Source organism: Saccharibacillus deserti (assembly GCF_013618475.1).
Classification (GTDB): domain Bacteria; phylum Bacillota; class Bacilli; order Paenibacillales; family Paenibacillaceae; genus Saccharibacillus; species Saccharibacillus deserti.
The window spans coordinates 93,621-119,161 of the sequence record NZ_JABJVN010000010.1; the positions used below are offsets into that span (position 1 = coordinate 93,621).

At 56.4% G+C, this 25,541-nt stretch carries 18 protein-coding genes and 1 riboswitch; of the genes, 5 read left to right on the forward strand and 13 right to left on the reverse strand.

Annotated features, from left to right (window positions below; all coding sequences use genetic code 11):
• Positions 1-4: 4 nt before the first annotated feature.
• Positions 5-1,300 (reverse strand): arsenic transporter, encoded by a 1,296-nt coding sequence (locus HOP44_RS20405; RefSeq protein ID WP_425501907.1) that lies wholly within the window; start codon positions 1,298-1,300, stop codon positions 5-7.
• Between the two features lie 15 nt (positions 1,301-1,315).
• Positions 1,316-1,669, reverse strand: a complete 354-nt coding sequence (locus tag HOP44_RS20410; protein WP_172256832.1) for an ArsR/SmtB family transcription factor — start codon at positions 1,667-1,669, stop codon at positions 1,316-1,318.
• Positions 1,670-1,803: 134 nt separating this feature from the next.
• Positions 1,804-1,863, forward strand: a riboswitch (Fluoride riboswitch).
• Positions 1,864-1,934: 71 nt separating this feature from the next.
• Here HOP44_RS20410 and HOP44_RS20415 point away from each other — a divergent pair.
• The gene (locus HOP44_RS20415; RefSeq protein WP_172256834.1) at positions 1,935-3,305 is read left to right on the forward strand and encodes a voltage-gated chloride channel family protein; all 1,371 of its coding nucleotides are present in this window, start codon (positions 1,935-1,937) and stop codon (positions 3,303-3,305) included.
• Between the two features lie 15 nt (positions 3,306-3,320).
• Here the strand turns inward: HOP44_RS20415 and HOP44_RS20420 are convergent, their stop codons facing one another.
• Positions 3,321-3,731 carry a response regulator transcription factor gene (locus tag HOP44_RS20420; RefSeq protein WP_172256836.1) on the reverse strand — a complete coding sequence of 137 codons (411 nt, stop codon included), beginning with the start codon at positions 3,729-3,731 and terminating at the stop codon, positions 3,321-3,323.
• Between the two features lie 128 nt (positions 3,732-3,859).
• On the opposite strand from HOP44_RS20420, the gene HOP44_RS20425 reads away from it, so the two are divergent.
• Positions 3,860-4,777, forward strand: coding sequence for a helix-turn-helix transcriptional regulator (locus tag HOP44_RS20425; RefSeq protein WP_172256838.1), 918 nt, complete (start codon positions 3,860-3,862; stop codon positions 4,775-4,777).
• A 63-nt stretch (positions 4,778-4,840) separates the two neighbouring features.
• Here the strand turns inward: HOP44_RS20425 and HOP44_RS20430 are convergent, their stop codons facing one another.
• From HOP44_RS20430 to HOP44_RS20470, 9 genes are all read right to left on the reverse strand, one after another.
• Positions 4,841-6,541: a M3 family oligoendopeptidase gene (locus HOP44_RS20430; RefSeq protein WP_172256840.1), complete on the reverse strand. Its 1,701-nt coding sequence runs from the start codon at positions 6,539-6,541 to the stop codon at positions 4,841-4,843.
• Between the two features lie 88 nt (positions 6,542-6,629).
• A complete protein-coding gene (locus HOP44_RS20435) occupies positions 6,630-8,273 on the reverse strand; it encodes a M3 family oligoendopeptidase (RefSeq protein ID WP_425501910.1) in 1,644 nt (547 codons plus the stop codon).
• A 391-nt stretch (positions 8,274-8,664) separates the two neighbouring features.
• Positions 8,665-9,810, reverse strand: coding sequence for a glycoside hydrolase family 18 protein (locus HOP44_RS20440; RefSeq protein ID WP_172256844.1), 1,146 nt, complete (start codon positions 9,808-9,810; stop codon positions 8,665-8,667).
• Between the two features lie 40 nt (positions 9,811-9,850).
• Positions 9,851-12,754, reverse strand: a complete 2,904-nt coding sequence (locus tag HOP44_RS20445) for a transglutaminase family protein (RefSeq protein WP_246369966.1) — start codon at positions 12,752-12,754, stop codon at positions 9,851-9,853.
• 6 nt (positions 12,755-12,760) lie between these two features.
• Positions 12,761-13,807: a carbohydrate-binding family 9-like protein gene (locus HOP44_RS20450; protein ID WP_172256846.1), complete on the reverse strand. Its 1,047-nt coding sequence runs from the start codon at positions 13,805-13,807 to the stop codon at positions 12,761-12,763.
• Between the two features lie 102 nt (positions 13,808-13,909).
• Complete coding sequence (locus HOP44_RS20455; protein WP_172256847.1) at positions 13,910-15,310, reverse strand: alpha-L-fucosidase; 1,401 nt, start codon at positions 15,308-15,310, stop codon at positions 13,910-13,912.
• Between the two features lie 128 nt (positions 15,311-15,438).
• A complete protein-coding gene (locus HOP44_RS20460; protein WP_172256849.1) occupies positions 15,439-17,043 on the reverse strand; it encodes an extracellular solute-binding protein in 1,605 nt (534 codons plus the stop codon).
• A 54-nt stretch (positions 17,044-17,097) separates the two neighbouring features.
• Complete coding sequence (locus HOP44_RS20465; RefSeq protein ID WP_172197451.1) at positions 17,098-18,003, reverse strand: carbohydrate ABC transporter permease; 906 nt, start codon at positions 18,001-18,003, stop codon at positions 17,098-17,100.
• A gap of 36 nt (positions 18,004-18,039) precedes the next feature.
• The gene (locus HOP44_RS20470) at positions 18,040-18,996 is read right to left on the reverse strand and encodes an ABC transporter permease (RefSeq protein ID WP_172256965.1); all 957 of its coding nucleotides are present in this window, start codon (positions 18,994-18,996) and stop codon (positions 18,040-18,042) included.
• Positions 18,997-19,660: 664 nt separating this feature from the next.
• Here HOP44_RS20470 and HOP44_RS20475 point away from each other — a divergent pair.
• The 3 genes from HOP44_RS20475 to HOP44_RS20485 all read left to right on the forward strand — a co-directional run bounded on the left by HOP44_RS20475 (position 19,661) and on the right by HOP44_RS20485 (position 23,493).
• Entirely contained in the window at positions 19,661-21,970 is a 2,310-nt protein-coding gene (locus HOP44_RS20475) for an AraC family transcriptional regulator (protein ID WP_172256851.1), read from the forward strand.
• Positions 21,971-22,066: 96 nt separating this feature from the next.
• Positions 22,067-22,657 carry a YjgB family protein gene (locus HOP44_RS20480; RefSeq protein WP_172256853.1) on the forward strand — a complete coding sequence of 197 codons (591 nt, stop codon included), beginning with the start codon at positions 22,067-22,069 and terminating at the stop codon, positions 22,655-22,657.
• 209 nt (positions 22,658-22,866) lie between these two features.
• Positions 22,867-23,493, forward strand: a complete 627-nt coding sequence (locus HOP44_RS20485; protein ID WP_172256855.1) for a nitroreductase family protein — start codon at positions 22,867-22,869, stop codon at positions 23,491-23,493.
• Positions 23,494-23,685: 192 nt separating this feature from the next.
• On the opposite strand, the gene pepF is transcribed toward HOP44_RS20485, so the two are convergent.
• Positions 23,686-25,497, reverse strand: a complete 1,812-nt coding sequence (gene pepF, locus HOP44_RS20490; RefSeq protein WP_172256857.1) for an oligoendopeptidase F — start codon at positions 25,495-25,497, stop codon at positions 23,686-23,688.
• Positions 25,498-25,541: the final 44 nt, after the last annotated feature.

The following is a 25,541-nucleotide window of genomic DNA, read 5'->3' on the forward strand; positions in this document are numbered from 1 at the left end:
GTGGTTACACGACCAGCAGCCACAGATACAGACCGACCAGCGTGATAAACAGTGTGGGAATCGTCAGAATAAGTCCCGTTTTAAAATAGACGCCCCACGGAATCTTGATGCCTTTGGTACTCAGTACGTGCAGCCACAGCAAGGTGGCAAGCGATCCGATCGGCGTAATCTTCGGACCCAGATCGGAGCCGATGACATTGGCATAGACCAAGGCTTCGCGGACATTCTCCGATGTCGTCGTGGCGTCGATCGCCAGCGCGTCGATTAGCACGGTCGGCATGTTATTCATGATCGAGGACAATACGGCGGCCAGGAAGCCCATTCCGATTGTCGCGATAAAGAGCCCTTGATCGGCCATGTACTGAATCGCGACAGCCAGTGCATCTGTCAAGCCTGCGTTGCGCAGTCCGTAGACGACCACGTACATGCCGATCGAGAAGAAGACGATCGACCACGGCGCGCCTTTGACCACCTGCGGAATCGGAACTACCGGACTTTTGGCTGCCAGCAGCAGGAAGAAGATCGCGATCACCCCGGCTACGACAGAGACCGGAATTCCGAAAAATTCGCATACGAAGTAGCCGATCAGCAGCAGCGCGAGTACCAGCCACGACCATTTGAACATCCGGGAATCCCGAATCGCTTCACTTGGAGCTTTGAGCTGCGAAGCTTCGAACGTTTGGGGAATGCTTTTACGGAAAAACAGATACAAGACGAGAATACTGGCCGCCAGGGCGAACAAGTTCGGCACGATCATATGCTTGGCATACTCCATAAACGTGATGCCGAAGTAATCGGCCGATACGATATTGACCAGGTTGCTGACGACGAGCGGGAGCGAGGTCGTATCGGCGATAAATCCGCTGGCTATAATGAACGGAAAGATCTTCTTCTCGTCCAGATTCAGTGCCCGGACCATAGCCAGTACGATCGGAGTCAGGATCAAGGCCGCACCGTCGTTCGCGAAGAATGCGGCAACGAGCGCCCCCAATACGCTGATATAGACGAACATTCGGATGCCGCTGCCGCCTGCGGCACGCGCCATGTGCAGCGCCGCCCACTCGAAGAATCCGATACGATCCAGAATCAGCGAGATCAGAATGATCGCTACGAAGGCAAGCGTCGCATTCCAGACGATCTGGGTGACGTCCCGCACATCCTGGACATCAACGACGCCCAGCAGCAGCGCCGCAAGCGCTCCGCCGCAGGCCGGCCAACCAATCGACAACCCCTTGGGCTGCCAGATGACCAGAATCAAAGTAACCAGAAATATCAAAATAGCCGCAGTAATCAAAAACAAATAAATTCCCCTCCGTCATCCGCAAGAAATACGCAGTCCTTTTTTCTCCAACTCTTCGATCCGGTACAACTGCGAAGGCAGGCGCGCAATCAGACTTTGGAGCAGTTCGTACTGGCCGCTCCCGCGATTGGCGGAATAGAAGATCCACTGTCCTCTGCGGTTTTCTCTCAGAAATCCGGCATCTTTTAGCTTTCTGAGATGTTGGCTGACAGCCGGCTGACTTGTATTGAAGATGCCGACCAACTCGCATACGCAGCACTCCTGCTCGTCGAGCAGCTTCATAATCGTCAGACGGGTCTTGTCCCCGAGCAGCTTCAGCGTCTGGGAGACCGTGTCCAAACTTTCTTCGTCGTTCACGGTGTGGGTCATTCCTTTCACTCCTTCCGTTCCTGAATTCGAACTTATTATATAAGTATATAATTATATGCGCAAGTACAAATTAGCGGACTCTCCCCTGCTCGATGTCATTGACAGTCTCTTGTGCCCGCCTTAAAATAACAAAGACCAAAACGGGCGATGGAGTTCGCCGTAACCGCCGAAAGGCTGATGACTCCTACCAGCGGGTTTTCCTTTTTCCCTGGTAGGAGTCTATTTATTTTCGGCCGTATCCGATAACAGGAAGGACAGAATAAGCATGAATCGCTTCAACAAATTTCCGGGAATTCCCGCTTTCGGCCGATCCGGTTTCGCTTCGAGCCTGGGGGAACTATTGAAATGGATCGTTCTGGGCGGAGTCGTCGGGATTCTGGCAGGCAGCGCTTCGGCTCTGTTCCTGAACAGTCTGGCTTACGTCACCGGTCTGCGGCTCGATCATCCTTGGCTGCTGTTTCTGCTGCCACTGGGCGGTGCCCTGATCAGCTGGCTGTACCTGAAATACGGGAAAACGAGCGGCCGGGGCAACAACCTGATTCTGGAACAGATTCATGGGACCGAACCTGCTCCTATTCCGCTGCGCATGGCTCCGCTTGTCTTATTCGGGACCCTGACTTCCCACCTGTTCGGAGCGTCCGTCGGCCGGGAAGGAACGGCGGTGCAGATGGGCGGAAGTCTGGCGGATGCTTTCGGCAGACTGATCCGGATCGCCCCGGCCGACCGCAAAATCCTGCTGATCTGCGGGATCAGCGGCGGATTCGGATCGATCTTCGGTACTCCGCTGGCCGGGACGCTTTTTGGACTGGAAGTGCTGGCCATCGGTCTTGTGCGTTATGAAGCGCTTATTCCCGCCTTCGTCGCAAGTTTTGCCGGGAATCTGGTGACTTCTTCTTTCTGGGGAGTTACGCATGCGCATTATGCTATGGTCAGCGTTCCCGCTTTGTCGGCAGCCGTTGTATTGAAAGTCGTAGTGGCCTCGATTCTGTTCGGACTAATGGGTATGGCATTCAGCGAAACGACCCATGCGTTCAAGAGGCTGTATACCCGGCTGTTCAAAAACCCGGTCTTCCGAAGCGCAGTAGGCGGGCTTGTTGTAATCGCGCTCGTCTACCTGCTCGGAACACGGGAATATCTGGGATTGGGATTGCCATTGATCGAAGCTTCCCTTAATGGCGATGTGTCCCCGTTTGCTTTTGTCGGCAAATTCCTGTTCACCACTTTGAGCCTGGGAGCCGGCTTCCAGGGCGGCGAAGTGACTCCCTTGTTCGCCATCGGAGCGACACTGGGCCATTCGCTGGCGGCAGTGCTTCAGGTCCACGCACCCTTTCTTGCCGCTCTGGGCTTTATCGCCGTATTCTGCGGAGCCACCCATACGCCGATCGCCTGCTTCCTGATGGGCATCGAATTGTTTGGTGCGGACGCAGCTGTATATCTGTTTATCGCCTGCCTGATCAGCTGCGGTTTCTCCGGGCATAGCGGCATTTATCCTTCGCAGCGGATCGGCGTATCCAAGTATCGGGGGCGGGTCTTCCCGGAGGGCACAACGTTGGAATCCGCAAAAACGATACAAAAAAAAGACCGCCCGGAGGCAGCCGTGCCACTCGATCTTCCGACGAAGTCGGACGACGATTGAGGGGTAGGTTTCTGCTTATATACAGCCTGCGCAGCCAGATCCGCTGTGTCTATACGTATTCGCTTTGTGAAACAGACGGGATTTCAACAGATCATAAATCCCCGATACATCGAGCGGTTTCAGCAGATAATCTTTTGCGCCCAAACGGATCGCTTTTTGGATATCGTAGAAGTTTTTGAATTCGGAAATGACGACCCAGCAGGCCGCCGAAGGGAATTTCCCGTGTGCCTCGATAAAAGACAAGCCGTTCATTTCGCGCATCTCGATTTCCGAAAATACGATCGACATGGAGACCGTACTCATTATGTTCACGGCCTCACGCGGCGAAGATACTGCAAAAACCGCACAGCCCGGATCATATTGGCGGACCGCTTTTTCGATCGCCGTATTCACAACAGCATCGTCGGCAATAATCAGCACGTTCATCGGCGTCACTCTCCTCTGTGCTGGAAGCAAAATTGGATTTATCAAAATTGTATATCAAAATCGACCTTTTCGCTCCAAAAATCGGGTATGATAGTATCAATATCGTATACATTTTGGAGTGGATAGCTATGTACAGACAGCTTGAGGTTTTTTCGGATCTGTCCGAAAGACTGCATTACAACAGACCCGGTTTTCCGTTATGCGTATATAAAGGCTCGCTGAGTTTTTTTGAGACCAACGCTTTTGCTTACCATTGGCATGCGGACCTGGAATTCGTCACGGTGCTTGAAGGAGCGATGAATTATTTCGTCAACGGCCGGGAAATCCGCTTGGAGAGCGGCAGCGGTATCTTCGTCAACAGCAAGCGCCTGCACCACGGATCTTCGGGTCTCGGCGAGAGCTGTACCTACATCGTGGTCACTATTCACCCCTCGCTGCTCGGAGAACATACGCTGGCGGGCAAAGCCTACCTCGACCAGAAATTCGGATTGAACGCGGAAGACTTCCTGCGGCTGTCCTCCGAGGTTGCCTGGCAGCAGGAAGTCCTGCAGCTGTTGGTCGGGATATATGACCATATGCGGACAAATCCGCTGCAGCTGCTGGCCCGGGCCGCTTATCTGTCCGCCTGCGTCGCCGATCATATTCGGGAGAATTCCGTGGAATCCGCGGATGCCAACCAATTGGCCGCGATTCACGGTATGACCGATTATATCCATCGGCATTACGAAGCCAAGATTACGATCGACGGGATTGCCGCAGCTGGTTCCGTCTGCCGAAGCCGATGCTGCGAACTGTTCAAGAGGCATGTCCATCTGACGCCCAACAATTATTTGATTCAGTACCGGATCCAGAAAAGCTGCGAGATGCTCAAGGAAACAAACCGGCCGGTCTCCGAAATTTCGTTGGCCTGCGGTTTCCAGACGGCCAGCTACTTCTCCCACGTTTTCCACAAACAGACCGGCCGCACTCCGCAGGATTTTCGCAAGCATGCCGCAGCCGAAATCTCTCCTGAAGTTTCCCGATCGCAAAAGGACGAGGCCGGATAATTTCCCGGTCTCGTCCTTTTTTCGGTTCAGCCGCAAGCTGTCGGTTTATTCCGACCCGCCGAATTACAGCCGTTTATCGTCCACGCCGTCCAGCCATTCTTCGATCGTACCGATCACGGAAGAAACGCATCCGTCTTCGAAGGGGGAGATCAGGCCGGCTTCGCGCACCAGATGCGTGAACGATAGGCTTCCTCCGAGTCCGCACAGATGCACGTAATCTTTCCATGCGGCGTCGAAATCTTCTCTGGAGCGTTTCCAGAACTGGAAGGCGCAGATCTGTGCCAGCGTGTAATCGATATAATAGAAAGGCGCGGTAAAAATATGGCTCTGTTTGTGCCAGAAGCCGCCGCGTTCCAGATAATCGCTGCCATCGTAGTCCAAATGCGGCAGGTATTTCTTCTCCAGCGCTCTCCACGCCGCTTTGCGTTCTTCGGGCGTCGCATCTGGGTTGGCATACACGAAATGCTGAAATTCATCGACCGATACGCCGTATGGAATAAACTGCAGAGCGCTCTCCAGATGTTTGAACAGATACTTGTCCGTATCTTTCCCGAAAAAGCGTTCCATCCACGGCCAGGCGAAAAACTCCATGCTCATCGAATGGATCTCGGCGGATTCCAGCGTCGGCATACAGTAAGCCAAGTTTTCGTAGTTCCGGCTGCGGTAGTCCTGGAAAGCATGGCCCGCTTCGTGCGTCAGCACGTCGATATCCGCAGACGTTCCGTTGAAGTTGGAGAAAATGAACGGCGCTTTGTAATCGAACAAAACGGTGCAGTAGCCGCCGCCCGCTTTGCCTTTTTTGCTGACCAGATCCATCAATTCGTTCTCCCGCATAAATCGGAAAAACTCCTCCGTCTCCGGCGACATCTCCGCGTACATCTCTTCGCCGCGCTGTACAATCCAGTCCGCATTGCCTTGAGGCACCGCATTGCCGGTAGGGAAACCGAAGTCCAAATCGTAATAACGCAGCTTGTCCACTTCGATCCGCTCTTCCTGACGTTTGCGCAGACGCGCTGCCGCAGGCACGATCTCCTCCAGCACCTGCTTGCGGAAATTGGCGACCATCCGTGCATCGAAATCGGTCCGCTTCATCCGGTCGTACCCCATCCCGACGAAACTCGGATACCCGAGTTTATGCGCCATACGCGTCCGCACCTTAACCAGCTCGTCGTAGATTCGGTCGAAGTCCGCTTCGTGCTCGGCCATGTAGCCGTAACGCGCTTCCGAAGCCCGGCGGCGCATGTCCCGGTCTGTCGACAGCTCGAACGGCATCAGCTGCATCAGCGTCCGCTCTTCTCCTTCGAACGGGATTTTGGCCGCGGCGATCAGCATCTGATACTCGGTAGACAGTTTGTTCTCGAGCTGCAGCTCTTCGATGATCTCCGGAGCAAACGCCCGGCTCGACGCGTCGGCCAGCCGGAACAGCTGCGTCCCCCACAGCTTCTCCAATTCGGGGCGGAACTTCGAAGCGGTCAGCACCCGATGATACGCCGCCTCCATTTTCTGGATCAACGGGATGTTTTCGTCCATGAACGCTTTTTCGGTTTGGTAAAATTCATCGTTCGTATCGATCGAATGCCGGATATTGACCAGTACGGCCTGCGTGGCAAAAGCTCCGTACAGCCTATTGTACTCACGGTTGGCTTCCACTTGTTCGTCCAGGCTCTGCGCCGCTTGGAAACGGGCGATCACTTCTTCGAACTCGCGGCTGAACGTTTCGGTATCGGGCCGGCTATACGCATAGTCTTTGAACGTTAAGGTCATGGGCATTCCCTCCTGAAACTTTCTTATGTAAAAAAACGCCGCCCGCATTGAAGCGGACGGCGGATTCGCCAAGATTCGGACAGCGGTCTTACAGCGCTTTGTCGTCCACGCCGTTCAGCCAGTCTTCGATCGTGCCGATCACGGACGAGACGCACCCGTCTTCGAACGGGGAGATCAGGCCGGCTTCGCGTACCAGACCGGTGAAAGACTGCGTGCCGCCAAGGCCGCACAGATGAATGTAGTCTTTCCACGCGGCTGCGAAGTCTTCTCTCGAACGTTTCCAGAACTGGAATGCGCAGATCTGCGCCAGCGTGTAATCGATGTAGTAGAACGGAGCGCCGAAGATATGGCCCTGTTTCTGCCAGAAGCCGCCGCGCTCCAGGTAATCGTTGCCTTCGTAATTCAAATGCGGCAGATATTTCTTCTCGATCTCTCTCCAGGCGCTTTTGCGCTCATCCGGCGTCGCGTCCGGATTCGCATAGACAAAATGCTGGAATTCGTCGACCGACACGCCGTAAGGGATAAACAGCAGGCCGGAAGCGAGGTGATCGAAGCGGTATTTTTCCGTATCGCCTTCGAAGAATTTCTCCATCCACGGCCAGGTGAAGAACTCCATGCTCATGGAATGGATCTCGGCGGATTCGTACGTCGGCCAGAGGTATTCCGGCACTTCGTGCCCGCGGCTCGAATACACCTGGAACGCGTGGCCGGCTTCGTGCGTCAGGACGTCGATATCGCCGGACGTTCCGTTGAAGTTCGAGAAGATGAACGGCGCTTTGTAGTCGGGCAGATACGTGCAGTAACCGCCGCCCGCTTTGCCTTTTTTGCTGACCAGATCCATCAATCCGTTCTGCTGCATGAACTGGAAGAACTCGTCCGTTTCCGGCGCCAGTTCTTTGTACATCTCTTCGCCGTTCTTGACGATCCATTCCGGGTCGCCTTTGGGCGTCGGATTGCCGCTCTTGAAGCTGAACCCGTTATCGTAGTAGCGCAGCGTATCGACATCGATCCGCGCTTCCTGACGCTTGCGCAGACGCGTGGCGGCCGGCACGATTTCTTCCAGCACCTGCTTGCGGAAGTTCGCGACCATCTCGGCATTGTAGTCGGTCCGCATCATGCGGTCGTAACCCATCTCGACGAAGCTCGGATAGCCGAGCTTGTGCGCCATGCGCGTGCGGACTTTGACCAGTTCGTCGTACAGACGGTCCAGTTCCGGTTCTTGTTCGTTCAGGAATCCGAATCTGGCTTCCGACGCTTTCTTGCGCATATCCCGGTCGGTCGACAATTCGAACGGCAGCAGCTGCGGCAGCGTACGCTCTTCGCCTTCGAACGGAATTTTCGCGGATGCGATCAGCTGGTCGTATTCGGTGGACAGCTTGTTCTCCAACTGCAGATCTTCGATGATCTCCGGACTGAAGGTGCGAATCGCGCTTTCGGCCAGGGCGAACAGCTGCTTGCCCCATTTGCTCTCGAGTTCGCCGCGGAATTTCGAGGTGGTCAGCGCGCGGTAGTAGTCGGATACGTACTCCTGCACGACCGGACCGACTTCGTCCATGAATTCCTGCTCGGCTTTGTAGAACTCGTCGGTCGTATCGATCGAATGGCGGATACTGACGAGCTGGTGCTGCGTATCGAAGCTGTTGCGCAGCGCATTGATCTCGTGCATGACGGACTCCTGCTCCGCAATACTGCCGGCGGCTTCGAATCGGGTCATACATTCCTTGAAATTAATCTTCAACTGGTCAATATCGGGTCGTACGTATTCGAACTGCTGAAAAGTCGTCAATGCTTTTCCTCCTCTGATGTGGCAGACTCTTTCCACAGTATACGGAATTCGACGCTCAATCGCCAGATTAAACGTAAAATATTCCGCTTTTTGCGGCAGGTTAGTTGACATAACGGGGGTTTTTATTTTTTGCGGCCACGCAGACGATGGAATAGGCATCCGGCGAGAGCGGCGATCATTCCCAACTGCCATGACAGCCGGAAACGGGAAAGCCCCGCGCCTGGAAGCACGCGGGACTTTCGGCCGATCCTTTTGCTTTGCGAGGCTCCGCTCCGAAACGGTACGCCGTTGATCCGATTGTATCGGCTGCGTCCCTTGACGTGCAACCTTTAGTCGCTTAGGAGGGGGAAACGGGAGCGTTGCCCGCGGGTTGTTCCGACGTTTCCAAGCCCGCCCGAATCGCTTCGAGCAGCAAGCCCGTCCGGTCGCAGCGGTACTCCCAGAACATGACGCCGCCGAGCTGCCGCTCCATCGTATAGCGGCATTTCCAGGCGATCGATTCTTCGTCGTCGTACGTGATAAACGTGCCGCCGTCATGCAGGCCGCCGTCGTACAGATACGGCGCTTTGGCTTCGTCGTCCCAATAGCGCACGAAGCCGCCGCGGTCGATATACGCGGCATGCAGGTCCGTGAATTCCGGTCCGTAGCCCCCACTCGTCGCCGCCATCTGGCACAGGCCGTTATTGACATTCGGTACGCCTTTCCACATCCGGGAGTAGAACGCGGCGCCAATCACGATTTTGTCCTTCGGTACGCCCGCTTTCAAGAACAAATTGACGGAAGCTTCCGTACTGATCCGGAACAGATCGCCGCTTGGCGTATACAGATTGGTATGATGGCCGGTCAGAACCTGGAACCCTCCGCGCATGTCGTAGGTCATCAGCTGGACGTAATCGAGGTAGAGCTGGACTTCGTCCATCTGCGTTCCGTCGATGTAATATTGATCCGCTCCGGCGGCGATCGTGAGCAGATAATTCCGTCCGTCGGCGGCACCGCGTTCATCCAGCGCTTCGCGAATCGTGCGGAGCAGCAGAGTGAAGTTGTCTTTGTCCTCCGGACTTGCGGCAATACCGGCTTCGGCGTAGCACGGATACTCCCAGTCGAGGTCGATCCCGTCCAGTCCGTATTCGGCAATGACGTCAAGCGAGGATTGGGCCATCCTGCGGCGGCCGTGCTCCGTCGAAGCCGCTTCGGAAAATCCGCCCGCGCTCCAGCCTCCGACCGACAGCAGAATCGATACGTCGGGATGTTCTTTTTTGAGGCGGGCAAGTTCGTGCATATTCTGCAGATGCTGCGTAACGATCACATCATCTTGCACATGGCCGAACGCGATATTGATATGCGTCAGTTTGAGCAGATCTTCCGTCTTGAGGTCCGGCAGATCGGCATGGCCGACGTAGCCCACTACGCGCGGAGTAAAACCGGCGGAAGGCCGCGTATCGGCAGAAGAAAGATCGGACAGGTTCGGGTTCTCGCGGTTCATGTCGGTTCCTCTTTTCTTGTGGGATAGAGATGCGGGTTGTTCAGCCGCGCACGGCGCGCAGAATCTGCAGAGCTTCGGCGCAGCTGCCCGGCTTGTAGCCGGATTCCGCGTAGCGGATATTCAGATCGGGATCGAGCACGAACAAATGCGGATATTCCGTGCCCGGCGGCGGGCAGTTCTCGTTCATCCCCGCAAACGCTTCGCCGGATCGGTCGTAAGCGAAGATCGCGCCGGACGGGAGAGGCTTCGGCACGAACGGACGAATCTCTTCGGGAACGTTGAGCGAACCCGGCTGCAGGCCGGACGCGGCTGTATCGTTTCCGGCGATTCCGCTGTGAACGATAAAGACCAGCGGCACGTTCTGCGCTTCGAGCGTCTCCTTGAGCTCGCCGGCTTCGCGCAGCAGATGCCGAGTCGGTTCAAGACGGTAATCGATCCAGGCGACCAGTGCGCCGCCGCGCCCGGACAATTCGGCGAGCGTGCGCTCCGCACCGCCCGGCAGACTCAGGAGCGAACCGCCTTCTGCTGCCGCCAGCACCGGAACCGATTCTTCCGGCTCGCGGAATACCGGTTCAAGCCCCGTTTCGCGGCCCGGTTGAATCGTGAAATAGTACAGGCGGCCCAGCACGCGGCCGTTTTGCAGACGGATTCCGGTCGTCATCCGGTAGTCGCCGGCTTCCAGCTCGAACGGAGACTCATAGACATCCTGGCGCCGAAACGGATAATTCAGCGTCGTATAGAACCCTTGCTCCAACCGGGCGAGCGTAAAATTCTCGCGGTAGGAAGCTTCGACGGCCGGTGCGGAACGTCCGTGCGGCGCGGCGGCCGGTTCGGCTCTGCGCAGGCGCAGCGTACCGTAGACCGGCGCGCCGCTTCCCGCTTCGACATCCTTGGAATCCGCGTCGTCCTTGGACTCGGTTCCGGTCTCGATCCCGGAACCGCCTTCGGTCGGACGTTCGAGATCGATCCAACCCGATTCAACCCAGGCCTGCGGATGCAGCGCCGCCGGATGCAGACGCGCCGGAATGCCCAAGCTGCGGCAGAGCGCGACCAGCATGATTTCGACCGATTCACGGTCGCCGCTCTTCAAAGCGAACGTGCCGGCCGGCGAAGCTTTGCCCGGCACGGGTGTGCGATCGGGCAGGACAGTCCAGTCCGAAGCGACCTTTCCTGCCAGGCGCTGCGGATCCGCGCGGTAAGCCGTGAGGTCTTCGGGCGCGAATGCGCTGCGCAGCTGCGAGCGGTAAGGCGACAGCTTCTCCCAGCGTACGCGGGGACCCAGTACGTAGGAAAGGAAGCGCTCGTCGATTGCACCGCTGCCTTCCCCTGCACCCGACGTTTTGGTTCCGCTTTGGATTCCCGTTTCCATGCCGGTTTCTTTGGCGGCTTCAAGCCCGCCGAGCAGATGATCGTCAAGCGTCGCCCGATCGGTATCGATCAGGTCTTTGGACGTCAGGCTCTCCAGCAGCCGCAGCGGCCACTCGCCGAGGCGCGGCGTGTGCTCTTCCAGAAACGCCTCGATCTCCCCGATATTGCCCCGGGCATCGCCCAGTACCTTGAAAACGCGCGCTGCGTCCAATCCGAGCCGATCGGCCAGAACCGCCGATTCTGCCTCGCCGGCAAAGCCCGCTTCGAAAGCGGCGCGAATCCGCTCGCCTTCCGCGGTCCGGCTCCGGTGCCGGGCAAACTTCTCTTCCGGCAGCGGCTCTTCGGCCGCACCGGCCCGCTCCGGCGGCGGTGTCAGTTCGAAATCGACGCGGCCCGAAGGCTGCCCGCTTTGCGACAGGGTCAGTTCCACGCGCTCCGCGGCAGCTTCTTCCGCCGAATCGGCGAGGTTCGTCGGCTTGACAGCCCGGCTTCCGTATACGATCGCTTCATCCCAGCTTCCGCTGCGGGCTGCGCGCACCACCAGATCTCCGAAACCCGTCACGAAGCGGACCATGCCCGCTTCATCCGTACGCATCGAAGCCATCGGATGAAGCTCGGCATAATTGTACAGCTGGAACTGGACATCGGCTCCCGCAGCCGGGCTGCCGGCTTCGTCCGTCACGCGAACTTCAAGCGTCCGTACCGGCGCATAATTCGCCAGCAGATTGATCTCGGTATGCACGCCGTCGCCGTGCGTGACCGGTTCCGGTCCGGCGTAGCCCGCCGGCACGCGCGTGTGGACGAGCATGGCCCGGCGCGCCGGGCCGTCGAACCAGCCCCGGTCGAGCGCCGGTTCCGGCTCGCAGGCGCCGATAAAGTGCCACGCTCCGTCCGCCCAGGCTTCGACCCAGGCATGGTTGTCGTCCACATGCGCCCAGCGCGGCGTGTAACACTGGCGCGCCGGAATGCCGATACTGCGCAGCGCGGCCGTGGCAAGCGTCGATTCTTCGCCGCAGCGTCCCTTTGCGCTGCGGATCATGCCGAGCGGCGAGATCGTACGGGCATCGCTGCCGGTATAGGTCGCTTTTTCGTAACACCAGTAATTGGTCTCCAGCACGGCATCGGACATCGACAACGCGCGTACCCGATCCCGCAGCTCCCCGGCGATTTCGTCCCGATAATTTTCGATACGTTCGTTATTGATCCGGGGAGGCAGCACATAATGCAGAAACAGATCATCCGGCACCGAAGCTCCCCAAGGCATATCTTCGCGCATCCGCAGAGCCTGCCGGACATGGGTCAGGAACAGCTCGCCGTCGTAATCCGCCAGATCGTTGATCGGCATATGCGCATACAGGAATTCGAGTGCCAACTGTTCCTGTTCGCTCAGCGGCCCGGCGAATACGCCGAAGCATTCTTTTTCCCGCGCGGCCGCAAGCTTTCTTTGCGCTTCGAACGCGGCCGAAATCGCCTGCATGCGCGGCGCGTCCAGCGAAAACGGATAGATCTCTTCGCCGGTCAAGCCGTTTCCTTCTTGTTCGGGCTCCCGTTCAATCCTGCTCTCGTCCGTTTGCATATCCGTTCACTCCTTCCACAGTTTGCCGTCTTCGCGTATCCAATAGGCCGCGCTGCCGTCCGCAGACGGGAGCCGCATACGGAACGAATGCTTCGTCGTTTCGATCGAAAGTCCTTGTCCGTCCAAAGCCGCAAGTTCCTTGTCCGCATCGCCGTCTTCCAGCAGCGGAGCCAGCCCGGGCGCAAAGCTCCCCGAACGCTCGTACAGATTGCGCTGGCGGTAATACAATCGTCTCAGTTTCCATTTTACCGTCTCGTCCGCCGGCAGCCCGAACGTCTCCGCCTCGCCTTCTCCGGCAAAATGCACAAATCCCCACATCTCCGGATAGTGCATATTGACGACGCCCTGCGGCGACCAGACCCAGTTGTCTTCCGGATAAGGACGATCGGTCTGCGGATTGATCCGTTTGCGATATTCGCCGTTCTCCTTGTCCACCTGCCACTGTACCCTGGAGAAGTTGACGCGCCAGTACTGCCCGGCTTCCGGCGGCTTCTGGCCTTCGGCACATTCGCGCAAGATCTTCCACGGCATCGCGACTTCCACGCTCCAGCTTCGATTTTCCGCGGAAGGGTCGTTCAGCCTGCCGTCGATATGTACCGCCGTGCGCAGTCCGCGGATATCCCAACCGTTAATAGGAGGGCCGCCGTCCCGGTAAGGGGTGACCAGCATCAGATCCCAGACCGTATTCAGCGCATTGATCTCGAATTCGTAATACTGGTGGCTGTCTCCGTCCGGGTCGATAAAAATTTCGAAGTCGTTGTCGTAAAAAATAACGGATTCGCGCTCGGTGAGCGTCGCCCAGATCTCGTCTTCTTCAAGCTGCGCCCCGATATAGAAATACTCGTCGTCCCACAGCATCTTCGCCCGCGTCAATTTGCCCGGCCGGGGCTTGACGTCGCCTTCGATATCGACGAAGCTTTCCGTCCAAGGCGCATTTGCCCAGAACGGCTTGTCGAGCCTCCCGTCCAATTCAAGCTTGCCCGGGGCCCGTCCGCATACGTAAGAACGCGGTGCAAAGTCAATCGCCGGTTCCGGCATTCCGCCAAGATTCATCTGTTTTCCTCCTCCGCTTCGATCCCTTGCGTACAAAAAGCGGCGGCGCTCCCGCTTCCGGTGCTTTCCGCCGCTTTGCGGCTGCCTGCTGCTTATTCCCCTCTAGTTCAGACGCACGGCCAGCGCGATCGGCGTTTCGCCTGCGCGGATCGAATCCGGCAGCGTCACGCTTAGGCCCGATTCGGTCCGGCGCAGCGCAAGTTCGCCTTCGGTTCCCAGCAGAGCGGCCCCCCGGAACTCGCCGCTGACCGGAAGCTCAAGTTCCGCTCCTACCGCTTCGCCTTCCGCGTACAGCCGAATCGCATAGACCGTATCTCCTTTGCGCGTAAACTGGATCTTTTGGTCCGCCGATGCGTAAGGTTCGCAGATCCGCGTACCGTAGATCGCTTCGCCATGGATACGAAGCCAGGCACCAAGCCCTTTCATGCCTTGAATCGCCGCGGCCGGCAGACGGCCGTCCGGCTGCGGACCGACGTTGAGCGCCAGATTCCCGCCTTTGGCTACGATCTCGACCAGCAGATGCACCAGCTCCCGCACGCTTTTGTACCGATCTTCATAATTGAAGGAAAAAGAAGTGCCCATCGTGATACAGCTTTCCCACGGCACGTTCAACGGACGTTCCGGCAGCGTCTGTTCCGGCGTGATCAGATTCTCGTACGCCCCGCCTACGGTCCGGTCGGCGCTGAGCAGCCACGGCTGATGTTCCCTGCGGATCTTGTCGACCAGTTCGCCCAGCCGGATATCCTGTCCGCTGCGCTCGTTCACCCAACCGGCATCCAGCCACAGCATATCGATCCGGCCGTACCGGGTCATAAGTTCCGTAATCTGCTCATGCGTGAACTTGACGAACTTTTCCCACAGCCACGGATACGCCGCGGGATCGTACGAAGGGCCGCGCCACATCTTCTCGCCCCGCTCCATCCCCGGCGCCCAATAATCCGGCGTATGCCAGTCGGCTTTGGAGAAGTACGCCGAGATTGCCAGCCCCCTCGAGCGGAAAGCGTCAAACAGATTTCGGCAGATATCCGCATATTTGTGCCGATGAAACGGCGTATCCGGCCCCGTAATCCGGTAATCCGTCGTATGTGTGTCCCACATGCAGAACCCGTCGTGATGTTTGGTCGTGAAGGTCAGGTATTTGAATCCGCCTTCGGCAGCCAGATCGGCCCACAGTTCCGGCTGGAAGCGGATCGGATTAAACGTTTTGTTGAGGTCGAAATATTCCCGTTTCAATTCTTCGCCTTCGACGCCCCAATCGATACAGTCTCTCGCCCAATCGGCATCCCCGTCGCTCAGCGCCCAAGACTCGACGACGCCGAGCTGCGAATAAGGACCCCAGTGCATCATCAAGCCAAGCTTCTGGTCTTTGAACCATTCCAACCGTTCCAGCAGCAGCGGATCTTCGGGTTTCACCCATTCGTCTTCGCTGCTGTAATTGTGCACACCCTCATGGACAACCGGTTCCGCCTCCCGTGTGTCTTCCGCCATTTTCGCTTCCGTCATAGGCTCCTCCTTCTCGAATCTTCCCTTCGTCTGCCCGTCCATAACAAAGGGCGAAAAACGAAGGCGGTTCAAGCCGCTTCGTCCTTCGCCCTGCTGCTTACTGCCTGGGCGAGACGCCGTTTATCCGATTACTGCGCGTTCTCGCTGTTCCATTGGTCGTACGCTTCCTGATAAATTTCCACGATGCGGTCGCTGCCCATCTTTTTGAGCTGCGCCACGTAGCTGTCCCAGTTGCTGAGCGGCTCCTGGCCGGTCACGAATTTCGCTTCCATCTGTTCCACGTACGTATTCAGATCGGACAGCAGCGCGGACACTTCGGTCTGTGCGTCGTTGGTCAGATACACGTTCGGGAAAGGAATCTTGGCGATCGGCACCAGTTTCTCTTCGTTCTGTTTCACGACCCAATCTTCGACTTCGCTGCGCAGGCCGTTGGTAAGATCGGGAATGTTGACGCCCGGCGTCACGATTCCGTAGTTCGGAGTCAAAGTCGCCCGATATTCTTCGCGGTCGCCGCCGCCCGGTACATCGAGGTATTTTTTCTCGTGTGTCGCTTCGTCGACGTAGTCCCACATCTTGCCGCGGGGTCCCTGCGTCCAGAGCGTCGCGCCGTCGTAGCCGTATTGATAATCGATCCAGCGCATGCTGGCTTCCGGGTTCGGATTGGTCGCCGTAATGGCGAAGGTTCCGTTGGAAGACATGCCCGGGTGCTTGCCGTAAACCGGCGTATCCGCGATTTCGCTGCTGACCGGCGTCATCATCGGATCCTGCATCGTTTCTTCGGTTCCGCCAAGCGTGAAGTACGGATAGAAGTCGCTGAACAGCGCCAATTGGTCTTTTGCGCCTTTCGCTTTCTTCTGCTCATCCGTCTGCGAGAACGTCTCGTGATCCAGCAGATCTTCGTTCCAAAGTTTGTTTAGGAACGTCAGATAGCTTTTGTATCCTTCTTCCTGCGGCGTGTAGTGGACTTTGCCTTCTTTATCCGCGTAGTACACTTCGTTGTACATGCCCCAGAAGCCGAGGAAGTACATGCGCAGATCATCCAGCTTGACCGAAGTCAGCGGGATTTCGTCGGCTTTTCCGTTTCCGTTCGGATCTTCCGTTTTGACTTTTTTCAGGTAAGCGTACAGCTCGTCGGTCGTTTTCGGTTCTTCTACGCCGAGCTTTTCCAGGAATTCGCCGTTGTACCACATCGGACCGCGGTACCAGACCGCTGTCGTATCGATAAACGGCAGCGCATAGATATGACCGTCCGTCGTGGTGACCGACTTGCGCACATTCGGATTCTCGTCGAGGATCTTTTTGAGGTTGGGCGCGTAATTGTCGATCAGGTCTTCCAGCGGAAGAAGCTGACCCTGCGTGCCGTAGCTGACTTGTTCGGCCGGCGTAATGTCCGCTGCGTACAGAATGTCGGGCAGATCGCCGCTGGCGAAGACCAGATTCTTCTTCGTCGGGAAGCTGTCGATCGGCGCGGTTTGGAATTCGATCTTGATATTGGACAGTTTTTCCATTTCCTGAATAACGGGCATCGTTTCCCACGGCGCCATATCGGCGCTCGGCGCGAATACGCTCAGCGTAATCGGCTTTTCGACGATCGGGAACCCGTCTTTGCTCACGCTTGCCCCTGTTTCCGCCGCCGGCTCCGTCGATCCTCCGGATTGACACGCGGATGCAAGCATGGACACCAGCAGAAGTCCGGACAGCGCGGCTGCCCCTTTTTTACGACCCATTTTCATATCCAAATCCTCCCCTTTTTTCTGAATGGCTTACGGACATACTCTATGGCAAGATCATCCCTTGACGGAACCGATCATGACACCTTGCACAAAATAACGCTGCAGGAACGGATAGACCGCAATAATCGGCAGGGTCGCGACAATAATGACGGCGTATTTGACCAGCGCGGCGACTTCGGCTTTGTTATTGAGCGAAGTGGCCATCGAGGCATCGACCGTACCGGCCTGTGCCGACATTTCCTGCAGAACGAGAATCTGGCGCAGCACCAGCTGGAGCGGATATTTTTCCTGCTGATTCAGGTAGATCATCGCGGAGAAGTAATTGTTCCAGTGTCCGACGCCGAAAAAGAGAGCCATGACGGCAATGAGCGCGGTGGACAGCGGCAGGATAATCCGGAAGTACAACCTGAAGTTGCTGCATCCGTCGATCTCCGCCGCTTCCTGAAGTTCCCTCGGAATGGAAGACTGGAAAAAGGTGCGGCAGACAATCAGGTTCCAGACCGAAGTTGCCCCCGGCAGAATCAGCGCCCACATACTGTCGACAAGGCCCAGATTTCGAACGACCAGATAAGTCGGAACCAGTCCGCCGCCGAAGAACATCGTGACGATGAACAAAATCATGAACAGATTGCGCCCGACGAAATCTCTGCGGCTGAGCGCATAAGCGGCGGGCAGCGTCACGATCAGATTGACCAGCGTACCGACGACGGTATAGATGACCGTGTTCAGGTAACCGTTCCAGATGCTCGAGTCCTGGAAGACCCGCCGGTAGCCTTCGAACGTAATGTCTTTGGGCAGCAGCCACATTTCGCCAGCAGCCACAATCGTCGGATTGCTGATCGAGGCGCTTAGAATGTAGATGAGCGGATAGGCGACGATAACAAGCGCCACCGTCAGCAGCAAATAAACAAAAGCGAGAAAGATTTTATCCTGCCTGGTTTCCTTGATCGAGCTGATCATTCTGCATCCCTCCTTTTCTTCTGCCGAAATCCCGTATTACCACAAACTGTTCTCGCTTGTCCGCCTTACGACCTGGTTGACGACGATCAGCAGAACCGCGTTGACGATCGAGTTGAACAATCCGACCGCCGTGGAATAGCTGTACTGGGCTTCCAGCAGACCCGTCCGGTATACGGAAGTCGCGATGACGTCGGAAGCTTCCATATTGAGCGGATTTTGCAGCAGCAGGATTTTCTCGTAACCGACTCCGAGCAGACCGCCCATATTCAAGATCAGCAGAATGGTGATCGTCGGAATGATGACCGGGAAATTGATATGCCGGATCCGCTGCAGTCTCGAAGCTCCGTCGAGAATGGCGGCTTCGTGCAGCCCGGGATCCACGGCGGTCAGGGCCGCCAGATAGATAATCGTGCCCCAGCCTGTCGCCTGCCAGACATCGGACAGCACATAGACCGTTTTGAACCAGCGCGGATCGGTCAGAAAGCTCGGCGGCGTGATGCCGACCGCTTCGAGCAGATTGATGATCATCCCTGTAGACGGAGTCAGGAAGGTGATGATCATACCGGCCATGACGACCATCGAGATAAAGTGCGGCGCGTATGTAACGGTTTGAACGGTTTTTTTGAACGGTCCGGTCTTCAGCTCATTGAAAGCCAAAGCCAGAAGGATCGGCAGCGGGAATCCGATCAGCAGTCCATATACGCTGATACTGAGGGTGTTCCACATCAGATCCCAGAAATAGTAGGATTCGAAGAACCGGGTGAAATGATCGAAGCCTACCCATTTGCTCTCCGCCATGCCCAATGCGGGAATGTAATTTTTGAAAGCGATCTGGATGCCGTACATCGGCACGTAGTTGAAGATAATGACGGTCAAGAGCGCGGGAGCCATGAAAATGTAGAGCTGCCAATTTCGCGCGATTTTCTTTAGAAGTTTTCCTTTGCGTTTGGCCGGAACTTCCGGGTTCAACACGGCTTTTGCATTTTCGTGCATCATCGTCTTCACTCCCTCGTTTTAATGTACGCATATCAGGTAGAAGTAACAGGAAAGTCATATTACCTGACAAGCATTCTGATTCCTCCCACTTCCCTCCCGTACGTCAAATCTCTGCCGCAGCCGGCCTTGCGGCTTGCAAAGCGAAAGGATCAACTTTTTGTAAGCATTTCCATTCGCTTGACTCCGCGTTTCGTGTCTTTGGGTTTACAGCGAGTTTACCGAAAAGAGCAGGAAGCGTAAATATGTCATTTTGGTCCTGTCGTTGATTTTGACAACCGCAGATCCTATGAAATGTGTTAGAATACATTACAGAACCCGAGGTTTTTTCATGAAAAACCATTTTAAATTTCATACAAACCGGCCGCATCGGGCAGCCATTAAGCAGACAAAGGTAAAAAACGACACATTCCCAAGCGGAACATCGCTTTATAGAAGCGTCATTAAAGCGTTTGCAAAAGAGGCAAATTCCACATGTTGCCTGACAATCCGCTGCTCTCGTACACTTTGTCTACACCCCAGTACCTTGACCGAATTAAATCTAAGGTTTGCGTTCATCGGAAACACGCATGGTTCAAGCGGGTTTTTGATGGGCGTAACCTAACCTCTTTATCGGTCAGGGTACTAGCGCGGTATCCAGCGATAACGAAAGGAGCCTATACGAATGAAAGTGACGGTCAAACCGAGCTACTTCAAGTCCCGACTTTTTCTGAAATATATCTCTTCCTATCTGTTCGTCCTGCTGATTCCGCTCCTCTGTCTGACTTTCGTTCTGTACCATAATACGGCTTCCAATCTTCGGTCGCAGATCGAACAGTCCCATCTCAATCAACTGACGCAGGCGGAAACGATTGTCGATACCCATCTGCAGCAGTTGAACGATATCGCGTCGCGCGCCGCTTACGATCCGAATCTGAGCCGCTACCGCGTGCATGATGCCTATTACAGCCTGGAAGCGATCGATACACTGGGCAATTACAAAGCGGCCAGTCCGATTATAGATGAGATGTTTCTCTATTTCCGCGGCGATCCGCGGATCTATTCCAGCGTGGGCATGTACGATCTGGATGTGTTCGCCGACAAATACCGGTTCCGGAACTGGTCCGCCCAAACGGTGGAACGCGATTTGAACGAAGTTCGCTATACGACGATGCGGCCGGCCGACCGGGTAGAGCGGGCTTCCGGTTACGCGCAGTCTACGCTCGTTTATTTGGTGCCGCTTGTACCGAACAGTCCGAATCCCCATGGCACCTTGATGTATTTTGTCAAAGAATCCAGCCTGACCGGCTTGATCGACTCCATTCTGGGCGGTTACGAAGGTTCTTCCTATATTTTCGATGCCGAAGGCCAGGTTCTCGCGGTAAAAAGCAACCAGGATGAGCCGTTGGACAGCCAGGCATTGGGTTCGCTAGTGTCTTTGCCCACCGGTACGCACAGTATCCAGATCGGCGGCGTGCCGCATTCGGTCGTTTCGGTCAAATCGGAACTGAACGGCTGGGAGTACGTGACCCTGATGCCAAGTTCGCAGTTCTTCAGCAGCGTACTGCATATCCGGACCTTTATTGTCGCTTTATTCTCGATCGTCGTCGTATTCGGCGGCGTAGGCGCTCTGCTGCTTGCGCGTCGGCAGTACAGCCCTATTTTTCAGCTGTCCGAATTTGCGGAATCCAAACCCGTATCCCGAAGCCATCCGCCCGATTCGCTTCCGGACACCCATCCGCTCAACGAGCTTGAACGGATCCGCTCGGCGCTGCAGGCTTACAGCGAACGGGCCGACCTGCAGGAACCGTACGCCCGCAACCATTTTCTGCTGATGCTGCTCCGGCACGGGGACGACGCGTCCCCTACGCCGGGTCAGCCGGAGTCGTTCGGGTTGGACTTCGGCCGCTCGCATTATTTCGCCATGCTGATCGGCCGCGAACACTCGGCGGGTACGCCGGAAGAAGCCCGGGATTGGCGGCTGATGCTGACCATGCTGACCGAAGCCGAGTACCCGGAATTGGGAGCTCGCCTCTACGGGGCCGAACTGCCCAAGCCCGATCAGATCGCGCTTATCGTCGGCTTCGATCCCGTAGGCGATCTGGACGAATCCGCGCAGATCGGACGGATCGTACAGGCGGTGTACGACCATCTTCAAGGTATCGGCCGCCTGAATCCTTCGCTCGGTATCGGAACCTGCTCGGCAGGTCCGGAACGGCTCAGCCAATCGTTTATCGAAGCCTGCTCCGCTTTCGAATCGCGGACTCGCACGACAGGCGGAAGCTTCGCCTATTTCAGCGACTTGACGGAAGAGACCGGACAAGCCAATTGGGTACCGAAGACCGTCCTGCTCAAGTTGGCCCAGAGTCTCAAGCAGGGCAGCGCCGATGTGGCCGCCCATTCGATTACCGAAGCGGCAGCGTCGCTGCGCGCGCCGGGCTTGTCCGCCAGATATATGCGCTGTATCGGGTTCGATATCCTGAATACGATTCTCAAAACGGCCGACGAAGCCGGCGTCGACAATCTGTACGGCAGTATCCCTTCGATCGAAGCGTTCTCGTCGCCGGACGAACTCGAACAAAGTTTCCTGCAGCTCGTCAACAGACTGTGCGAGCAGATCGAACAAAAAGAAGAATGCGAGACCCATACGCTGATGGACACGATTGTCGCGTATATCGACGAACATTATGCCGACCATTCGCTGAGCCTGGAGACCATCTCGCACAATTATTCGATCTCCATGTCCTATTTCAGCCGCTCGTTCAAAGAAAAAGTCGGGACCAACTTCGTGCAGTATATCTGGCAGAAACGCATGGCTGCGGCCATCGTCGAATTGACAACCACCGATGAACCGCTCAAGGAAATCATTCAGCGGATCGGCTACCAGGATACGCCGAACTTTATCCGCAAATTCAAGAAAGAAACCGGGCACACGCCGGGACAATATCGCAAACTCTTCTCGGGCACAGCCAGCGAACTTCAAGAGAAAGCCTAATCCCCTCGGGGCGCATCCGACGGCACGGCTTGTTTCCCCTTCTTTCAATCGGGTAAAATGGGAAGAGGATCAAGGTCCAACAAGGAGGAGATTCAGATGAATACCGTTAACCGGGCACGCCAAACCCTGCTCGCCTTATCTGCCGCGGGCGTAGTTGCGGTCGGTTCTCTCGGAGCCGCCACCCAACTGCCGCTGCCTTCGGCGTCGGCGGCGCAGGCCCCGACCGCGTCAGACAGCGCAATGGCTCTCAAGCAGCTGAATGCATTCTATAAACCGGCCCTCAAAGGCGAATTTCCCGGCAACGCGGCCGGATTTGTTGTCGGAGAAACGAAGCGGAGCGAAGTGATCGAGAAATTCGGTTCGCCGGACGTGAGCCGCACTTCGGCTTCGGGCTTCGACAGCTATTCAGCCAATATGGGCAATCCGGGTTACGCCATGGCCTATAATGCGGCAGGCGTACTCAAGGAAATCCGCTATTTCGGCACCAATGTGGAACGGCAGACGAACATTGGCGGCATGACGGTCGCAATGGTCAAAAAAGCCTGGTATACTCCGGCTTCCACCACCACGATCAAAACCGGCAATTCGATCCAGACCAAGCTGACGTACAAACGCGGCGCCTATCATGTCGAATTTATTTTTAACAACTCACTGGATTTGTCGCATATCAATCTGGTCAAAGGCTGAACGCCCAATCGTTCAGTTCGCCGACTCTAATCAAAAAGGCTTCCCTCAGCGGGAAGCCTTTTTGATTCGTTTAAACCGATATTTATTCTTTATTTTAATTATTGACTTACTTTTAAATAGCTATTATCCTATAGATACATAGCAACCGAACAAACCGCATTTTCGCTCCTTCCATTCCAAACCAATCTATAGAAATGCAGGTGCCCCTCATGCAGGATCTGAACACACTTATCCAAAACCGCCACTCCGCGATCAAATTTATGCCCGACACGCCGATCTCCCGACAGGAGTTGGTCGGGATCTTCGAAGGAGTCAAGCTTGCGCCTTCGGCCTTCAATCTTCAGCATGCCCATTATGCCGCTGTCACCGACGAAGACATCAAGGAAAAAGTATATCAGGCTTCCGGCGGCCAATATAAAATCAAACTCGCTTCGGCCGTCATCGCCGTATTCGGCGATACGCAGGCTCATACCCATATCGCCGACATGAACGAAGGCTTCCTGTCGCTTGGCATCATCGATCGCTCCGAATTCGAGACGACGGTCCGCGACGTGACGGAATTCTACGAACGGCGCGGCGAACAATTCCAGCGCGACGAAGCGATCCGCAATGCCAGCTTGTCCGCCATGCTGCTCATGCTGATCGCCAAAGACAAAGGCTGGGACACCTGCCCGATGATCGGCTTTGATCCGCAGGCCCTGCGCGAAGCCGTTGGAGCTCCCGATCACCTGACGCCCGTCATGCTGATTGCGATTGGCAAAGAAGATTCCTCGAAGCGCCGTCCCCGCGGTTACCGCAAACCGGTATCGGAATTCGTGACGTTCGACCGCTTCTGATTGGATCACCGCCCGTCTTGCGGCTTTTGCTGGCTGCCCGACTGTATCCGGCCGATCCAAAAGACCGTCCCGCCAGGAATCGAAGATTCCCGCGGAACGGTCTTTTTGGCGCTTCTATTCGGACGATGCTGTTAGCACGCCGCCGTTATGCGCAAGCCGCTGTCCGGCTTGTTCGCCGCGCAGGCTTGCCGGCTAGATTTCTTCCTCAAACAGCTCGCACAACTCGTCGACAAGCGAACCCACATAATCGACCGCGCTGCGGATCGTGGCCGGATCGGACATATCCACACCGGCCATTTGGGCCAGCCCGAGCGGCGTCTTCGACCCTCCGGCTTTGAGCGCGTCCAACCAGCGGTCCACGGCCGGCTGGCCTTCTTCCCGGATGAGCTGCATCATCGCGGTGGACAGAGTAAGTCCCGCCGAATACGTATACGGATACAGGCCCATATAATAATGAGGCTGTCTCATCCAGGTCAGCTTCGCGTCTTCGGTCAGCTCGAGCGTGTCGCCCCAGAAAGAAGACAGCACTTCGCCTTTGAGATCGCTCAGCACTTTGGCGGTAATCGCCTGGTCGTCCATGGCACGGGCATAGACACGGCGCTGGAGTTCGCCTTCGAGCAGATGGGTCACGAAATTGTGATAATACGTATTGAGCAGCTGCATGATGACCCAGCGGCGCAGACGTTTGTCTTCCGACTGCGCGCGAAGATGCTCCGCGAGCAGCAGTTCGTTCATCGTCGACGGGGCTTCGATGAAATAGAGCGACGGACGGGAATTGACCATCCGCTGGTAGCGCGCGCCTAACATAAGGTGTCCGGCATGTCCCACTTCATGCGCCAGCGTAAACGCCCCGCGCATATTATCGGCCCAGGACATCAGAATATAGGAATGCGAACCGTAGATCGATGCGCAGAACGCTCCGGTCGATTTGCCGACGTTGGTCGCGTGATCGACCCAGCGCTGCGTGAACGCCGCTTCGACGATCTCCCCGTATTCGTCGCCCAGTACCCCAAGCGCGCCTTGTACCGTTCGGCAGGCTTCTTCATAAGTGATCGACGGACTGTATTCCGGATCAAGCGGCGCTTTGAGATCGCAGTAATACAAGGTATCCAGCCCGAGTACCTTCTTCTTCAATTCGGCGTATTTGCGCATATGCGGCGCAAGCTCCGTCTGGATCGTATCGAGAACCGCTTCGTACATCTCTTCCGTCACCTGCTGCGGCTCAAGCAGCATATGCGTCACCGAATCGTAATTCCGCAGACGGGACATGACCACCTGACGTTTCACTTCCGCGGCATAAGCTTCCGCGAACGTGTTGCGGTAAGCGTGCAGCCCGCGGCTGAACGAAGCGAATGAGCTGCGGCGCAGTTCGGTATTGGCGTGCATTTCGTAATCGGTTTCGTACGAAGCGAACGATACCGGATAACGGCTGCCGGCCACCTCGACGCTTGCAAACGTCATATCGGCCAGCTTGCCGCGCAGATAAGTCCGATACGGCGCGCCGTGCACTTCCGACAGCGAAGCCAGCACCTTTTCCGTTTCAGGCGACAGACTATGCGGTTTTTGCTTCAGCAGCAGCTTCAAACTGCGCTCAAATTCCGCCAATCCGGGCTCTTCGGCCAGATAGCGTTCGATCGTTCCGTCTTCGAGCCCCAGAATCTCGGAGTCGATAAACGTGAACTCGGCGGCAAGCTTTGTCAGCGCATCGCCCGACTTGGCCGAGCGGGCCTGATTGTCGGGATTGGTCCCGTCCTCGGTCTGCCGCAGATGCGCGTAAGCCCCTACCTTGCGCGCTCTTTCCAATACGGCTTCCTGCGCATCCAGACACTGCAGCAGCACGGAAGCGCCTTCTCCCAGACGTCCCTGAAACCGAGTCACTTCTTGGGCATTCTGCAGCGTCTGTTCCAATTCCTTGTTCCAATCGTCTTCCGTCAAGAACAAATGCTCCAGATTCCAGGTCGAAGCCTCCGGAACTTCGGAACGCATCGATACTTTCCCGCTCATCGTCTTCACTCCTCTTCATGAAATAAAGCGCGGCCGCGGCAGGG

Excerpts from the sequence above, each read along its gene's own strand:
- HOP44_RS20410 (WP_172256832.1), bottom strand. The coding sequence starts at position 1,669 with ATGACCCACACCGTGAACGACGAAGAAAGTTTGGACACGGTCTCCCAG.
- HOP44_RS20415 (WP_172256834.1), top strand. The coding sequence starts at position 1,935 with ATGAATCGCTTCAACAAATTTCCGGGAATTCCCGCTTTCGGCCGATCC.
- HOP44_RS20420 (WP_172256836.1), bottom strand. The coding sequence starts at position 3,731 with ATGAACGTGCTGATTATTGCCGACGATGCTGTTGTGAATACGGCGATC.
- HOP44_RS20425 (WP_172256838.1), top strand. The coding sequence starts at position 3,860 with ATGTACAGACAGCTTGAGGTTTTTTCGGATCTGTCCGAAAGACTGCAT.
- HOP44_RS20430 (WP_172256840.1), bottom strand. The coding sequence starts at position 6,541 with ATGACCTTAACGTTCAAAGACTATGCGTATAGCCGGCCCGATACCGAA.
- HOP44_RS20440 (WP_172256844.1), bottom strand. The coding sequence starts at position 9,810 with ATGAACCGCGAGAACCCGAACCTGTCCGATCTTTCTTCTGCCGATACG.
- HOP44_RS20445 (WP_246369966.1), bottom strand. The coding sequence starts at position 12,754 with ATGCAAACGGACGAGAGCAGGATTGAACGGGAGCCCGAACAAGAAGGA.
- HOP44_RS20450 (WP_172256846.1), bottom strand. The coding sequence starts at position 13,807 with ATGAATCTTGGCGGAATGCCGGAACCGGCGATTGACTTTGCACCGCGT.
- HOP44_RS20455 (WP_172256847.1), bottom strand. The coding sequence starts at position 15,310 with ATGACGGAAGCGAAAATGGCGGAAGACACACGGGAGGCGGAACCGGTT.
- HOP44_RS20460 (WP_172256849.1), bottom strand. The coding sequence starts at position 17,043 with ATGAAAATGGGTCGTAAAAAAGGGGCAGCCGCGCTGTCCGGACTTCTG.
- HOP44_RS20465 (WP_172197451.1), bottom strand. The coding sequence starts at position 18,003 with ATGATCAGCTCGATCAAGGAAACCAGGCAGGATAAAATCTTTCTCGCT.
- HOP44_RS20470 (WP_172256965.1), bottom strand. The coding sequence starts at position 18,996 with ATGCACGAAAATGCAAAAGCCGTGTTGAACCCGGAAGTTCCGGCCAAA.
- HOP44_RS20475 (WP_172256851.1), top strand. The coding sequence starts at position 19,661 with ATGAAAGTGACGGTCAAACCGAGCTACTTCAAGTCCCGACTTTTTCTG.
- HOP44_RS20480 (WP_172256853.1), top strand. The coding sequence starts at position 22,067 with ATGAATACCGTTAACCGGGCACGCCAAACCCTGCTCGCCTTATCTGCC.
- HOP44_RS20485 (WP_172256855.1), top strand. The coding sequence starts at position 22,867 with ATGCAGGATCTGAACACACTTATCCAAAACCGCCACTCCGCGATCAAA.
- pepF (WP_172256857.1), bottom strand. The coding sequence starts at position 25,497 with ATGAGCGGGAAAGTATCGATGCGTTCCGAAGTTCCGGAGGCTTCGACC.